The organism is Corynebacterium riegelii, assembly GCF_001263755.1.
GTDB lineage: Bacteria > Actinomycetota > Actinomycetes > Mycobacteriales > Mycobacteriaceae > Corynebacterium > Corynebacterium riegelii.
Genome location: NZ_CP012342.1, coordinates 1,497,276 through 1,512,657, shown reverse-complemented (window position 1 = coordinate 1,512,657; position 15,382 = coordinate 1,497,276). Strand labels below are relative to the sequence as shown.

General features: G+C 61.4%; 12 protein-coding genes. 8 read left to right on the top strand and 4 right to left on the bottom strand.

What is annotated here, in order from left to right:
- Position 1: 1 nt before the first annotated feature.
- The 3 genes from AK829_RS07365 to AK829_RS07355 are packed head-to-tail and all read right to left on the bottom strand — an operon-like array spanning position 2 to position 2,619.
- A complete protein-coding gene (locus AK829_RS07365) occupies positions 2 to 1,240 on the bottom strand; it encodes a hypothetical protein (protein WP_052205275.1) in 1,239 nt (412 codons plus the stop codon).
- Positions 1,241 to 1,282: 42 nt separating this feature from the next.
- Positions 1,283 to 2,341, bottom strand: a complete 1,059-nt coding sequence (locus AK829_RS07360) for an NlpC/P60 family protein (RefSeq protein ID WP_052205274.1) — start codon at positions 2,339 to 2,341, stop codon at positions 1,283 to 1,285.
- Entirely contained in the window at positions 2,338 to 2,619 is a 282-nt protein-coding gene (locus tag AK829_RS07355; protein WP_052205273.1) for a hypothetical protein, read from the bottom strand. Before AK829_RS07355 ends, AK829_RS07360 begins: the two co-directional genes overlap by 4 nt.
- A 143-nt stretch (positions 2,620 to 2,762) precedes the next feature.
- Here AK829_RS07355 and upp point away from each other — a divergent pair, with 143 nt between their 5' ends.
- From upp to AK829_RS07335, 4 genes are all read left to right on the top strand, one after another.
- Complete coding sequence (upp, locus tag AK829_RS07350; RefSeq protein WP_052206442.1) at positions 2,763 to 3,398, top strand: uracil phosphoribosyltransferase; 636 nt, start codon at positions 2,763 to 2,765, stop codon at positions 3,396 to 3,398.
- Between the two features lie 77 nt (positions 3,399 to 3,475).
- The gene (locus AK829_RS07345) at positions 3,476 to 3,874 is read left to right on the top strand and encodes a helix-turn-helix domain-containing protein (RefSeq protein WP_052205272.1); all 399 of its coding nucleotides are present in this window, start codon (positions 3,476 to 3,478) and stop codon (positions 3,872 to 3,874) included.
- Between the two features lie 106 nt (positions 3,875 to 3,980).
- Positions 3,981 to 5,165 (top strand): amidohydrolase, encoded by a 1,185-nt coding sequence (locus tag AK829_RS07340; protein WP_052206441.1) that lies wholly within the window; start codon positions 3,981 to 3,983, stop codon positions 5,163 to 5,165.
- Positions 5,166 to 5,205: 40 nt separating this feature from the next.
- On the top strand, positions 5,206 to 6,612 hold the full coding sequence (locus AK829_RS07335; RefSeq protein WP_052205271.1) for an NAD(P)H-quinone dehydrogenase: 1,407 nt from the start codon (positions 5,206 to 5,208) through the stop codon (positions 6,610 to 6,612).
- Here the strand turns inward: AK829_RS07335 and AK829_RS07330 are convergent.
- Positions 6,587 to 7,867, bottom strand: coding sequence for a short-chain fatty acyl-CoA regulator family protein (locus tag AK829_RS07330; RefSeq protein ID WP_052205270.1), 1,281 nt, complete (start codon positions 7,865 to 7,867; stop codon positions 6,587 to 6,589). The genes AK829_RS07335 and AK829_RS07330 overlap by 26 nt on opposite strands.
- A 215-nt stretch (positions 7,868 to 8,082) precedes the next feature.
- On the opposite strand from AK829_RS07330, the gene prpD reads away from it, so the two are divergent.
- From prpD to AK829_RS07310, 4 genes are all read left to right on the top strand, one after another.
- A complete protein-coding gene (prpD, locus tag AK829_RS07325) occupies positions 8,083 to 9,594 on the top strand; it encodes a 2-methylcitrate dehydratase PrpD (protein WP_052205269.1) in 1,512 nt (503 codons plus the stop codon).
- Entirely contained in the window at positions 9,594 to 10,514 is a 921-nt protein-coding gene (prpB, locus tag AK829_RS07320) for a methylisocitrate lyase (RefSeq protein WP_052205268.1), read from the top strand. Before prpD ends, prpB begins: the two co-directional genes overlap by 1 nt.
- A gap of 14 nt (positions 10,515 to 10,528) precedes the next feature.
- Positions 10,529 to 11,674, top strand: coding sequence for a bifunctional 2-methylcitrate synthase/citrate synthase (locus tag AK829_RS07315; protein WP_052205267.1), 1,146 nt, complete (start codon positions 10,529 to 10,531; stop codon positions 11,672 to 11,674).
- Positions 11,675 to 11,850: 176 nt separating this feature from the next.
- The gene (locus AK829_RS07310; RefSeq protein ID WP_052205266.1) at positions 11,851 to 15,279 is read left to right on the top strand and encodes a pyruvate carboxylase; all 3,429 of its coding nucleotides are present in this window, start codon (positions 11,851 to 11,853) and stop codon (positions 15,277 to 15,279) included.
- Positions 15,280 to 15,382: the final 103 nt, after the last annotated feature.

Below are 15,382 nucleotides of genomic sequence, written 5' to 3'. Positions count from 1 at the left end.
GTTAGAACTTGGAGAAGCGCTTGATCAGCTGGTCTTCCATCTCGGTCCAGGCCTGTGCCTTATCCGTAAACGGCGGGGATGGCACATAGCCTGCGGCCTCGGTGGAGCCGAGCATGTATGCCAGGTAATCCTGCATACGCGGGTTGGCCAGCAGCAGGGAGTTCAACGAATCATCGTCAGCCCAGTCCGCTGCGTCTGCCAAAAGCTCGTAGGCCTTGCCCATCTGCTTGGTGTCTACTGCGTCCACGTTCTTGGCAATGTCCTCGCTCAGCCCGCTGAAGGAGTACGTGTTGTCCGGGTGGACCTCCACCTTCAGCTCACCAGCATTCGCCGCGGCAATAACGTCGGCCCAGGTGGACACGTTCGCCAAATCGTGGTCGTCGTGCTCCAGGATCCAACGGCCGAGGTGCTTCGGGGTGGGGAAGGAGAAAATCTCGCCGTACTTGCCCAAAAACACCGGCTTGCCAGCAAGGTAGGTGCGCAGCGTGTACACGGTCTTGCCCTGCACGGTGATCTTCACTGGGTCGATGCCTGCGCGGCCCCAGATGGAAGAGTCGTACGGATCAGCAGCTTGGAGCATCTCCTGCTTCTGCGCTTCGGCTTCCTTCGCGGCAGCTTCGCGAGCCTGGGTTGCGGCAGCAATCGCCGTTGCGGCTGCGGACACGGCAGCAGCATCAAGGCTTTGCGTATCGACGACACGCACCACCCCATCCAGCGACTCCACCACAGCTTCCCAGTTCTTCAGTACCACGCGACCCACGCCGGACCATTCCTCCATGCCGTTTTCGCCCGCGTAGTGATCAGAGCCACGGTTGACGTTGTTCAAGATGGAGTGCGACGCGAAGAAGATTTCCGCCTGCTCCGCGCTGCCCACCTGGGCCAGTGAGCGCGAAATCTGGAACACACGCGACAGCGCAGATACGTTGGCGTGGCTTGGGCGGCCAGCCAAGAAGTCTGGTGCGCCGACAATGTCGTAGTACTGCTTCTCTGTAGGCACGACCCGGGCGTCGCCCTGGGATTGGAACAGTGACCACTTCGGGTGGTCGCTCAAGTCATGCTTCGGCGTGGTCTGCAGGTACGTCAGCAGCTCCTCGGGGGAGTGGAAGGCGAGAACTGAGGTGTCGTCGCCCAAAAACGCCTGCCACTCGGTGCCCTTTTCTTTCCAGGTGGGTGCCCACAGCGTGTAGACATCCCCCTGAGGCAGGGACAATTTCACGGGAAGAATCGCGCGGGTGCTCATGCACGCAGATGTTACCGGTCCAACCACCTATGTTTTCGCTTACTACCCCGTGGGGCGCCAGAAGCCCATAAACGGCATACCGATATTGTCCGTGCGCACCGGGTTCATCTGTACCGGGCTACCGGCTTCCACCATCATTCCGTCACCGGTGTACATGGCTACGTGGCCGGACCACACCACCAAATCACCCGGGGCGAGCTCCTCGTACGAGACCTGGCGGCCTACGCGTTGATCCGCGGCAACTCGCGGAATCTCCACGCCCGCCTGGCGGTACGCCCAGGAGGTCAGTCCCGAGCAGTCGAACCCGCCGGGTGCAGACCCGCCCCAGCTGTAGGGGGTGCCAACCTGTGACTTTGCAAGTTCTGCCGCTGCGGCACCTGCGGCAGACGGTGCTCTGGCGGCGGGCGGTGCGCTGTAGGCCGCCGCGTGGTTGACCGCAGGAACCTCGCTTATCGACGCCGGCGTGGTTGCCCCCATCACATTTCCCGCATGACGCTCAAGCTGCGCCATCGCCTGCTGCACCGCGGAGCCTGAGCCGGGAACCATAACCGCTAGGGCGGCCTGGGTGTCCCTGGCAAGCTCTCCAGCAAGCGAGCCCAAGGCTGCTTCCAAACGGTCGAGCTCCTGCTTCGCGCGCTGCAATGCCTCTTTGATCAAGGTGACTACGGCAAGGCCAACGCCAATTGGCCCAAGTACGGCGCTGGCGCCAAGGACCTTCACTCCTTTACTCACCACATCCATGGCAAGGCCGGTTAGCGTTGCCGCGGTTGCTGCGCACTGCAGGCTTGCGCGCGAAATCTTGTCACTAATCTGCCCGCGGAACGCCTCAAGCGCGCGCACCATCTCCACGTGCTTGCCGGGATCAGCGCCAACTAGCTGAGCGAGCGCGCCAAAGGCATCAAACCCGGGGATTTGAAAACCTGGCAGGGTAGGGATGAGCTCCGGCCTGCTCGCCAGAATCTGCAATCCAGCGGCGACAGGATCCATCGCTGCGGCAGCGAATATGTCGCTTCTTTGCCACGGCAAAGACTTCGGTCCGGGGAGAAAGCCCGTCATCTCATATGCCAAGGTGCCGAGTGTGTCTAGCGTGTTCAAGCTCATAGCAGTCCTCCTAATCCTTTGCTGGTGTTGCCATCGACGGTGTCAGCCGCGGTGACGGTCAGATCCATGAACGCGGCAACACGACGGGCCTCATCGCGCACCTGCTGTGCGCGCGTCTCCGCAGCAGACGCAGCCGCCGCATATGCCTCATGAAATGCGGTGAAGGGGTAAAAGGATGGAAACGAGGTGCCGGGAAGAGAGGTCAGCGCTGCGGCATCAGCGCGTAGGGAATCGGTGTGTGAGGTAACAGTGTGTGAATCAAGTACGAATGTGTCCATGCCTATTTAGACCGACAAACTGGGTCCCCGGTTCCCTCGGTGCGGAAAAATTTTTCCGCGCCGGAGAATCGCGCCGGAGAATCGCACCGGAAAATCACGCCGGAAAATCACACGGAGAGGCAGCACGGCCTAGCATGGTGGCTATGCAGATCACGGTTATTAACCACCCACTGGCGGCGTCCCGCCTGACCATCATGCGTGATGAGCGCAGCGACAACGTTGCGTTCCGCACCGCGCTTGCAGACCTCGGCGCGATGCTGATCTATGAGGCAAGCCGCGACCTTCCGGTGGAAACCTTTGAAACCAAAACCCCGGTGGCTGTTGCGCAGGGCACTCGCCTGCAAAACCCGCCGATCATCGTGCCGATTATTCGTGCCGGCCTGGGCATGATCGACCCGGCGCTGTCCATGATCCCGGACGCGCAAGTGGGCTTCATCGGCATGGCACGTGATGAAGAAACGCATGAGCCAGTGCCGTACCTGGAGGCGCTGCCGCATGATCTGGCGGGCCAGCCGGTCTTTTTGGTGGACCCGATGCTGGCCACCGGTGGTTCCCTCATCCACGCCATTGACTTGTTGTTGGAGCGAGGGGCGGACGATATCACCTGTGTGTGCATGGTGAGTGCGCAACAGGGCGTCGATAAGCTAAAGGCTCACGGTGGGCCGGTGCGACTGGTCACGGCGACGATTGACCCGGACCTGAATGAGCAGGCCTACATCGTGCCTGGTCTTGGGGATGCGGGCGATCGCCTTTACGGGCCGCGCAACATCGACCTGTAGAAACGCTGGCGCTGATTCCGTCGTGCGGCTACGCTATTGAGCATTCACATGGAGGGGATGCCAAGGGGGATCAGTTGATGACGGAATCATTACCGCACTCTCAATGGAAGCCGTATGCGCTTGATCTGGGCCAGCGGGTGCGTCTGCTGCGCATGATGCGGGGGCTGACACAGAAGCGGCTGGCGGAAATCTCGGGGATTTCACGCACCCAGATCTCTAACCTGGAGCGCAACGAATACAACGGGTCTAAGGTTGCAGACCCCCAGGTAAGTACGGTGTATCGCCTGGCTGCGGCGCTTTACGTGCCGCCGGCGGCGCTGCTGCCAGGCGCGGGCGTTATTTATGACGGCAACTACCCAGAGGGTGAAAGCCAAGTGGAAATTGCCATGCGGTGGCCTCGTGGGCCGAAGGACACCGCACGCTTTGCGGAGGCCTACCTCAGGCTGGGAGCGCGGGCAAACACCGCACGGTTCTAAGTACGGTACTGAGTACGGTTTTCAGCGCTTCACGCCCTGGCGTAGACTTCTGCCGCAGAACAATAGTTGCAAGCAGGAGGCAATCAGGGTGTCAGAGGCGGATACAGTGTCGATCTCCGCGAGCGTTAACGCGTGGTTTGCGCAGAACCAGGAGCGCGTGATCGGCTGGCGTCGACACTTGCACTCGCACCCGGAGCTGTCCAACGAAGAGGTGGAAACCACCGACTTCATCGTGCGCGTGCTTGCAGAATACGGACTGAAAGCAGTGCGTTTCCCCGGCACCGGCTGCTACGTAGACATCGGCCCGGACACAGGCAAGCGAATCGCGTTTCGCGCCGATATCGACGCACTTGGCGTGCCGGAGCAGACCGGTCTTGAGTTCGCCTCGCTCGTCCCCGGCGTTTCGCACGCGTGCGGGCATGATGTGCACACCACGGTGGTGCTCGGCTTGGCGTGTGCACTTTCAACTATCGACGTCCCGTTGTCCATCCGCTGCATCTTCCAACCAGCAGAGGAAGTCATGGGCGGCGGCGCACTCGACGTCATCGAGTACGGGGGACTAAAAGGCGTGTCCTCTATTTTTGCGCTGCACGTGGAGCCGAAACTGCGCGTAGGCCAAATCGGTGTGCGCGCCGGCGCAATTACCTCCGCTGCTGATGTGGTGCGCCTAGAAATCGAAGGCCCGGGCGGCCACACCGCGCGCCCGCACATGACTGCGGACGTGGTCTATTGCCTCGGCGCGATTGCCACCCAGCTGCCGGCGTTGTTGTCGCGCCGGGTTGATCCGCGCACCGGCACGGTGATGGTGTTTGGCCACATCGAGGCAGGCGATGCCCCCAATGCGATTCCGAAGCGCGGCAGGATCGACGGCACGATCCGTACCGCAGACATCAGCATTTGGCGCGGGTTGAAAGACCTGCTGACGGACTTGATCGACATGATTGTCGCGCCGACGGGCTGCACCTACCACTTGGACTACGTCCAGGGCGTTCCACCGGTGCTCAATGATGATGCGGCGACGTCGCTAGCGGTGACCGCCGCGCGTTCCATTGACCCGCATGCGGTGGTAACCTCGCCGCAGTCCTCGGGTGGTGAGGACTTCTCCTGGTACCTCGAACATGTGCCGGGAACGATGGTTCGCCTCGGCGCCTGGGACGGTACCGGTGTGAAGCCGGACCTGCACCAAGGCAACCTCATGATTGATGAGCGGGCCATCGGAGTAGGCGTGCGGCTGTTCGGCGCGATTGTTGAGCAGTACAGTGCGGCTGCCGCCGCTGGCGCAGGTATGTAGACTAGCCACCGTTTTGGCCGGTTATGTAGGGAGTAAACACGTGAGCAAAAAGATCGTCATCATGGGCGGAGGTCCTGGCGGCTACGAGGCGGCCCTTGTGGCCTCCAAGTACGGCGCGGACATCACGCTGGTAGAGGACGAGGGTGCTGGTGGTTCGGCGATTCGCAAGGACGTCGTGCCGTCGAAAAGCTTCATTGCAGGCGCCAACATTAAAACCGACCTGCGCCGCGCGGACGCGATGGGGCTGAACCACACCTTGGGTAATGCGCAGCTTGCGTTGACCGCATTGAATAACCGTGTAGTGGCGCTGGCTTCGGAGCAGTCCCGCGATATTCACAACCAACTTGAGCGTGCCGGCGTGCGCATTGTGAAGGGGCGCGCTCGTTTCTCCTCCGAGCAGGATGGCCACACTACGCACCGTGTGGTGGCGGAGCTGGCAAATGGTGAAGAGGAGCGCTTGGACTGCGACATGGTCTTGGTGTGCACCGGTGCAAGCCCGCGCGTGCTCAAGGGTGCGGAGCCGGACGGTGAGCGCATTTTGAACTGGCGCCAGATGTACAACCTGATTGAGATGCCGACGCACCTGATTGTGGTTGGCTCCGGTGTGACCGGTGCAGAGTTCGTCTCCGCATACGCTGAGCTGGGCGTTGAGGTGACCATGGTGGCCTCGCGCGACCGTATTCTGCCGCACGATGACGCGGATGCCGCAGATGTGCTGGAGACCGTGCTTGAGGGCCTTGGCGTGCATTTGGAGAAGGATGCGCGCGTGGAGTCAGTGGAAAACACCGGCGATGGTGTGGTTGTGCGCACCACGGATGGACGTGAGATCCGTGGCTCGCACGTCATGATGTCCATTGGTTCCATCCCGAACACCCAGGACCTGAACCTTGAGGCGGCTGGTGTGGAGACCACCCCGTCTGGACACATCCACGTGGATCGCGTGTCACGCACCAACGTTGCGGGTATCTACGCGGCCGGTGACTGCACGGACCTGATGCCGCTGGCTTCCGTCGCCGCACAGCAGGGCCGCATCGCCGTTGACCATGCCCTGGGTGAGGGCGTTGCGCCGATCCGCTTGAAGACGGTGGGTAACGCCGTGTTCACCCGCCCCGAAATTGCGGCTGTGGGCGTAACGGAGCAGCAGATCCGCGACGGGGAAATTGAGGCGGACATTTACAAGCTGCCGCTGTCTACCAACCCGCGCGCCAAGATGCGTTCGCTGCAGCACGGTTTTGTGAAGATCTTTGCTCGCAAGGGCACCGGCGAGGTCATCGGTGGCGTGATTGTGGCGCCGACGGCATCTGAGCTGATCCACTCCATCACCATTGCGGTGACCAACAAGCTGACCGTGCGTCAGCTGTCGGATTCGATGGCGGTCTACCCCTCGCTGTCCGGTTCCATTACGGAGGCGGCACGCCGCCTTATCGCTCACTCCGACCTGGACTAACCGGAAACGCCCGCTGCGGGCATTCATTACGCGGACACGTCTCACACCCCGGCCCAATCGGGGTGGCTGAGTCAGGGGAGAGGTCCAAACCGTCCGCGTACACCAGGCGTTCGGCGTGGTCTGTGTCGCAGCCCAAGGCCACCGCGTTTTCCTGGCGTGGCGTGCCAAAGCCGGCCGCGGGGCCTTGCACCATGCGCGCCACCCACAGGTAGGTGCGCCCATCTGGCATCACCGCCACCTGGCGGGTGACACGGTTCGGGGTTTCAAAGGCGCGGTGGACCACCCACAGCGGGCAGGTCCCGCCGCGCTGGGAGAAGTGGAACGACGTGGTGGACTGACGCTTGGAAATGTTGCCGGCGCGGTCTGTGCGCACAAACGCAAAGGGGACGGCGCGCGCGCCGGGGCGCTGCAAGGTGCCGAGGCGCTGGCAGGTGGATTCAAAACCGGTGCCAAAACGGGCGGCAATCATGTCAATGTCGTAGCGGGTGGCCTCCGCCGCGGCCAAAATTTCGCCGTACGGCATGGTCACTGCGGCGGCAAAGTATTGCGCCAGGCCATGCCTGCCCAGGCTGTAGGCGTCGGGGTCGGTGATGGGGGCCAGGTGGGCGTCGATAAGCGAAATGTGCCCAATGAGCGCATAGTGGTACGACAGCTCGAAGCACTGCTGGGCCTCAGTCAGCCCGGTACGCAGGCGGATCTCGCGGGAAGCGGTATCCAACATTGAGCGCGGTCCTTGCGCGTACTGGTTGAAGCGGACCGTGTAGCCGTAATCGCGGTCAAATGCGGCAGCGAGGCGGGTCAGGCGCAGCTGGCGCGAGGGGGCGTGGAGCGCGAAGTTCTCAGCTGCCAGATCCAGGTCATCAAAATAGTTCTCATTGCGCTGGAAGAAATCACGCACCGTGGCGTGTGGGCTCAGTGCCGCCGAGGTCAGCAGTGTGGGGATCTCACGCACGGCGTCCGCGATGCGGGGGTAACGGATGGCAAAGTCTGCAAGCTCGTCGTCCGAAAGACCAGGCATGAGCTCGGCCAATTCACCAATGGTGCGCTGCTCGGAGTCTTGGGAGAAAAACGAGGCGTCCAGCCCGAAGACGCGGGTGAGTTGCAGAAGCACTGAGACGGTCAGCGGGCGCTGATCATTTTCCAACTGGTTGAGATAGCTGGCGGAGATGCCAAGTTTTTGGGCCATTTCAACCTGAGTAAGTGAACGGGACGTGCGAAGCGTGTGAATCCGTGCCCCCGCGTAGTGCTTGCTCATAGCCTGTGCTCCTCTGGATAGTGCCCGCTACCTGCTGATTTACAAAGTTTACAATAAAGGCAAATCAACGCCACAATTCTTTGCAAATTAAGATCATGACGTAGCGCACACTTTTCTCCCTAGTATGAGCTGTAGCACCCGAGCGCAATGCCGGGTTCATTCACCGCAGAGGCGCAGCAAAGGCGCCACAGGGCGAAAAGGAGTTGAAGCGCACGATGATCCAACACGAAGTACGGACACATAAGTCCGCAGAAGAGTTCCCGATTGAAGAGCACCTGGCGTACAAGATTGCTCAGGTTGCCGCTGACCCGGTTGAGGTTCCTGAGGACACCAAGGAAATGATCATCAACCGCATCATCGACAATGCTTCGGTAGCGGTTGCCTCCTACGGCCGTCGTCCGGTGGCTACTGCCCGTGTCATGGCTGAGGCTCACCCGGTGCAGGAAGGCGGCGCCCAGGTATTCGGCGTTGATGGCGCCTACTCCGCAGAGTGGGCAGCCTTTGCAAACGGCACCGCTGTGCGTGAGCTGGACTACCACGACACCTTCCTGGCGGCTGAATACTCCCACCCGGGCGACAACATCCCGCCGATCCTGGCAGTGGCACAGCACAAGGGTCTGGACGGCAAGGCGCTGATCCGCGGCATTGCTACCGGCTACGAGATCCAGGTCAACCTGGTTAAGGGCATCTGCCTGCACGAGTGGAAGATTGACCACGTTGCGCACCTCGGCCCGTCGGCCGCAGCAGGCATTGGCACCATGCTGAACCTGGACGTGGACACCATCTACCAGGCAATTGGCCAGGCGCTGCACACCACCACCGCAACGCGTCAGTCCCGCAAGGGCCTGATCTCCTCCTGGAAGGCTTCCGCGCCGGCGTTCGCAGGCAAGATGGCCATTGAGGCTGTTGACCGTGCAATGCGCGGCGAGGGCGCACCGGCCCCGATCTGGGAGGGCGAGGACGGCTTCATCGCATGGATGCTGCACTCCCCGGAGCGCACCTACATCGTTCCGCTGCCGGCACCGGGTGAAGAGAAGCGCGCCATCCTGGACACCTACACCAAGGAGCACTCCGCGGAGTACCAGGCACAGGCACCGATCGACCTAGCTCGCCGCATCAAGGCCACGATTGAAGAGCAGGGCAAGTCCACCAAGGACATCGAGTCCATCGTGCTGCACACCTCGCACCACACCCACTACGTGATCGGTACCGGCGCGAACGACCCGCAGAAGATGGATCCGTCCGCATCGCGTGAGACGCTGGATCACTCCATCATGTACATGTTCGCTGTCGCGCTTGAAGACGGCACGTGGCACCACGTCGACTCCTACACCCCGGAGCGCGCAAACCGTCCGGAGACCGTTGAGCTGTGGCACAAGGTCTCCACGGTGGAGGACCCGGAGTGGACCCGCCGCTACCACTCGACCGACCCGGCCGAGAAGGCATTCGGCGCTAAGGCTGTCATCACCTTCAACGATGGCTCCGTGATTGAGGACGAGATGGCAGTGGCAGACGCTCACCCGCTGGGTGCTCGCCCGTTCGTCCGTGAGAACTACATCAAGAAGTTCCGCACCCTGGCTGAGGGCATTGTGGCACCGGAGGAGCAGGAGCGCTTCCTGACCGCAGTGCAGGATCTGGAGAACCTGACCGACCTCAGTGAGCTCAACATTGTGGTTAACCAGGCTGCACGCGATGCAGCTCCTGAGATTCCGGAAGGCATCTTCTAATGTTCGCACCCGAGAAAACCCCTCACGAGCGCCGCGTGGCGCTGCGTGAGTCCCTGACCAGCGAGACGATTACCAAGCTGCCAGGCGCGTTCAACCCGCTGACGGCGCGCTTGATCGAAGACATCGGCGCTTTCGAAGGCGTCTACGTTTCCGGCGCAGTGGTGGCCAACGACCTGGGTCTGCCGGATATCGGCCTGACCACCTTGACTGAGGTGGCAAACCGCGGCGGCCAGATCGCACGTGCGACCAACCTGCCGGTGCTGATTGATGCTGACACGGGTTTTGGTGAGCCGATGAGCGCTGCGCGTACCGTTGCAGAGTTTGAGGCCGCAGGCCTGGCGGCGCTGCACCTGGAGGACCAGGTTAACCCGAAGCGTTGTGGCCACCTGGACGGCAAGGAGGTTGTGCCGCGTGATTTGATGGTGCGCCGCATTACCGCCGCGGTGCGCGAGCGTCATGACGATGCGTTTGTCATCTGTGCGCGTACAGACGCGGCCGGCATCGAGGGCATTGACGAAGCTATCGAGCGCGCGAAGGCATACGCCGACGCTGGCGCGGACCTCATCTTCACCGAGGCGTTGTACTCGGAGGAAGACTTTGCAAAGTTCCGCGAGGCCGTTGATACGCCGCTGCTGGCCAACATGACCGAGTTTGGCAAGACCGACCTGATTCCGGCCCCTCGCTTGGAGGAGCTCGGCTACAACGCGGTGATCTGGCCGGTGACCACCTTCCGCATCGCCATGGGCCAGACCGAGGCAATGCTGCGAGACATCGCAGAAACCGGCACGCAGGAGCCGTGGCTGGACAAGATGCAGCACCGTTCCCGCCTGTACGAGCTGGTTCGCTACGACGAGTACAACCAGTTCGACCAGTCCGTCTTCACCTATTCCAAAGACACCTACACCCAGACCTTCAAATAAGGAGTGACCGAGAAATGACTGAGCAAGAAATCCGCAAGGGCCTTAACGGCGTTGTCGCTGACTACACGGCAGTATCCAAGGTCAACCCAGAGACCAACTCGCTGTTGTACCGCGGCTACCCGGTTCAGGAGCTGGCTGAGCACTGCACCTTTGAAGAGGTCGCCTACCTGCTGTGGAACGGTGAGCTGCCGACCCCGGAGCAGCTGGAAGAGTTCCGCGGCGGCTGCATGGAAAACCGTGACATTGATGAAGAGCTGATCCAGGTGATCAACTTCATGCCGAAGGACTGCCACCCGATGGACGTGCTGCGTACCGCAGTGTCCTACCTGGGTGCTGAGGATCCGGAGAAGTTCACGAAGGACTCGGATCACCTGCAGTCCATCGGCCGTAAGCTGCTGGCGAAGCTGCCCACCATCGTGGCTACGGATATCCGCCGCCGCCAGGGCAAGGAGTACATCGCTCCGAGCAAGGAGAAGGGCTTCTCCGAGAACTTCCTCTGGATGGTGTTTGGTGATGATGAGAAGTCGCCGGCGAACATCCCGTCCGACATTGAGGCGTTTGAGAAGACGATGATTCTCTACGCTGAGCACTCCTTCAACGCTTCCACCTTCACCGCACGCACCATTGCCTCGACGATGTCTGACGGCTGGTCCGCCATCACCGGTGCAATCGGCGCGCTGAAGGGCCCGCTGCACGGTGGTGCGAACGAGTTCGTGATGCACCACATGGAGGAGATTGGGGACCCGGCGAAGGCTGAGGAGTGGTGCCTGAACAAGCTCAAGAACAAGGAGCTTGTCATGGGCTTCGGCCACCGCGTGTACAAGAAGGGCGACTCCCGCGTGCCGACGATGGAGGCCGCATTCAAGAAGCTCGCTGCTGAGCACCCGGAGAAGGACGCACAGAAGTGGGTTGAGATGTACGACATCATGGCCAAGACCATGCATGACAACACGTCCATCAAGATCCGCCCGAACCTGGACTTCCCGTCCGGCCCGGCGTACTACATCCTTGGCTTTGACATTGAGTTCTTCACCCCGCTGTTCGTGATGTCCCGCATCACCGGCTGGACTGCGCACATCATTGAGCAGTTTGAGAACAACTCGCTGATCCGCCCGCTGTCTGCGTACAACGGTCCGGAGGAGCGTCACATCGAAGCGTAAATAGAGCTTCAAGCTTGACGACGTTTGCGTGAACCACCCCCACCTCCCTACGAAGTGGGGGTGTTTGCGTGCGGAGAGCGAACTTTTTCTCCAGTTTCTAGGTGATACCAACCCGCACTCCGATACTATTTGAAACATACTTGCAGTCATTTGCAGCCATTGCGAAAGGAAAAGCGATGAATCCGGACACGCTTCCACTGAACGAACTTCCCACCTTTAAAAAGATCCTGGTGGCCAACCGTGGCGAGATTGCGGTGCGAGCGTTTCGTGCCGCCTTTGAGACCGGCGCGAAGACTGTTGCTGTCTACCCACGTGAGGACCGCAACTCTTTCCACCGCCCGTTCGCGGATGAAGCGGTACAAATCGGCGTTGAAGGCCAGCCTGTCAGGGCTTACCTAGACATTGAAGAGATCATCCGTGCGGCGAAGCAGACCGGCGCGGATGCGGTGTACCCGGGCTACGGGTTCCTCTCTGAGCGTGCGGATCTTGCTCGCCGCTGTAAAGAGGAGGGCATTAAGTTCATTGGCCCTACCGCCGAGACCCTTGAGCTGACGGGTGACAAGGCGGCAGCTGTGCAGGCCGCACAGCGCGCTGGTCTGCCAACGTTGAAGGATTCGGAGCCGTCCGCTGACCCGAAGCAGTTGGCTGAGTACGCCAAGGAATTTGAGTTCCCGGTGTTTGTGAAGGCAGTAGCCGGCGGTGGCGGCCGCGGTATGCGCTTCATTGAGAAGCAGGAAGACGTAGAGAAGCTTGCCGCTGAGGCGTCGCGTGAGGCGGAGGCTGCCTTCGGTGACCCGAATGTCTACATCGAGCGTGCCGTGATTAACCCGCAGCACATTGAGGTGCAGATCATGGCCGACAGCTACGGCAACGTGGTCCACCTCTTTGAGCGTGACTGCTCGGTGCAGCGCCGCCACCAGAAGGTGGTTGAGATCGCTCCTGCGCAGCACATTACGGATGAGCAGCGTCAAGCCATCTGTGCCGACGCGGTGGCGTTCTGTAAGGAGATTAACTACGAGGGTGCGGGCACCGTCGAGTTCCTTGTAGATGAGAAGGGCAATCACGTCTTCATCGAGATGAACCCGCGTGTGCAGGTGGAGCACACGGTGACTGAGGAAGTCACCGGCATCGACATTGTGAAAAACCAGATGTACATTGCCGCCGGCGCGAAGCTGGAGGATGTGCACCTGACCCAGGACCTCATTGAGGTCACTGGTGCTGCGCTGCAGTGCCGTATTACCACCGAGGATCCGCACAACGGTTTCCGTCCGGATTCCGGCACCATTACTGGTTACCGTTCCCCGGGCGGCGCGGGTGTGCGTTTGGATGGCTCGGTGGCCGTGGGCACCCCGATCACCCCGAACTTTGACTCCCTGCTGGTGAAGATGACCTGCCGTGGGCGTAACTTCCAGGTGGCTGTGGACCGCGCGCTGCGCGCACTCAACGAGTTCGCCATTGATGGCCTGTCCACCAACATTGGCTTCCTGCGTGCGCTGCTGAGTGAGCCGGAGTTCCGCTATGAGCGTGTGAACACCAGCTTCATTGCAAAGCACCCGCACCTTTTGGATGCTCCGAACGCTGCGGATGATGCAGGCAAGATCCTGAACTACCTGGCTGAAGTGACCGTGAACAAGCCGAACGGTCCGCGCCCGACGAGCATCCAGCCCTCCAAGAAGCTGCCGAAGCTGGATTACCCGGACACCCCGCGTGGTTCCCGCGATGATCTTCTGGAGCTGGGCCCGAAGAAGTGGGCGGAGAAGCTGCGTAACCAGACTGCCCTGGGTGTTACGGAGACCACGTTCCGTGATGCGCACCAGTCTCTGCTGGCAACGCGTATCCGTACCAACACCCTGGTTGCTGCAGCTAAGCACGTTGGCCACCTGACCCCGCAGCTGACCTCGGTGGAGGCATGGGGCGGCGCCACCTTCGACGTAGGCATGCGCTTCTTGCACGAGTCCCCGTGGATGCGTTTGGACGAGGTGCGTGAGGCCATGCCGAACGTGAACATCCAGATGCTGCTGCGTGGCCGCAACACGGTGGGCTACACGCCGTACCCGGATTCCGTGACCCGCGCGTTTGTGCAGGAGGCCGCAACCTCCGGCATTGACATCTTCCGTATTTTCGACGCTCTCAATGACGTCAGCCAGATGCGCCCGGCAATTGATGCAGTGCTTGAGACCAACACCACCGTCGCTGAGGTGGCCATGGCGTACTCCGGCAACCTGCTGGATCCGAATGAGGACCTGTACACGCTGGATTACTACCTGAAGCTGGCAGAAGAGATCGTTGAGGCTGGCGCCCACGTACTTGCCATCAAGGACATGGCGGGACTTATGCGTCCGGGTGCCGCTGCGAAGCTGGTGACCGCGCTGCGCGAGCGCTTCGACCTGCCGGTGCACGTGCACACCCACGACACCGCTGGCGGCCAGCTGGCTACCTACCTGGCTGCCGCAAACGCTGGTGCTGACGTGGTGGACGTGGCCTCGGCACCGCTGGCAGGTACCACCTCCCAGCCGTCCATGTCCGCACTGGTTGCCGCGTTCGCAGACACGGAGCGCGACACCGGCATCTCCCTGCAGGCGGTCTCTGACATGGAGCCGTACTGGGAGGCTGTGCGCCAGGTCTACGCTCCGTTTGAGTCCGGCATCCCGGGCCCGACCGGTCGCGTGTACAAGCACGAGATCCCGGGCGGCCAGCTGTCCAACCTGCGTACGCAGGCGAAGGCGCTGGGCCTGGAGGACCGCTTCGAGCTCATCGAGGACTACTACGCAGGTGTGAACACCATTCTTGGCCGTCCGACGAAGGTGACCCCGTCGTCAAAGGTTGTGGGCGATCTTGCGCTGCAGCTGGTGGGCCAGGGCGTGAGCCCGGAGGAGTTCGCCGAGAACCCGCGCAAGTACGACATTCCGGAGTCCGTTATCGGCTTCCTGCAGGGTGAGCTGGGTACGCCTCCTGGCGGCTGGCCAGAGCTGCGCGAGAAGGCCCTGGAGAACCGCTCTGTGGTTGACCACACGGTGGATGTGCCGGAGGAGCTCGTGCCGGATCTGGAGGGCACTGACCACGTTAAGCGTCGCGTGGCGTTGGACAAGCTGCTCTTCCCGAAGCAGTACAACGAGTTCCTGGAGCACAAGCGCACCTACGGCATCACTGACCAGCTGGGTGACAAGACGTTCTTCTACGGCCTTGAAGAGGGCGAGGAGACGATGATCTACTACGGCGAGATCGACGCGAATATCCCGCCGCTGGTGGTCCGCCTGGATGCGGTTGGTGAGCCGGATGAGAAGGGCATGCGCCAGGTCATCCTCACCGTCAACGGCCAGGTTCGTCCGATGCTGGTGCGCGACCAGAACGCCGAGTCGACTGTGGCTGAGGTGGAAAAGGCCGACAGCTCCAACCCGGGCCACGTAGCAGCGCCGTTCGCCGGCGTGGTCAACGTGACGGTCAAGGTTGGCGACGAAGTCAAGGAAGGCGACCCAGTTGCCACCATCGAAGCCATGAAGATGGAGGCTGCGATCTCCGCACCGAAGTCTGGCACGGTCGAGCGCGTAGCCCTGTCGCAGGCCACCAAGGTGGAAGGCGGCGACCTGGTGGTGGTTATCGCCTAAGTGCCGTTTTCTTCATGACGATTGCGTCGGTCTCTCCTTGCCGGGGAGTCGGCGCATTCGTTGTATAGCCAACAACTCAGTGAAGATAAAGGCAGGCTAACCT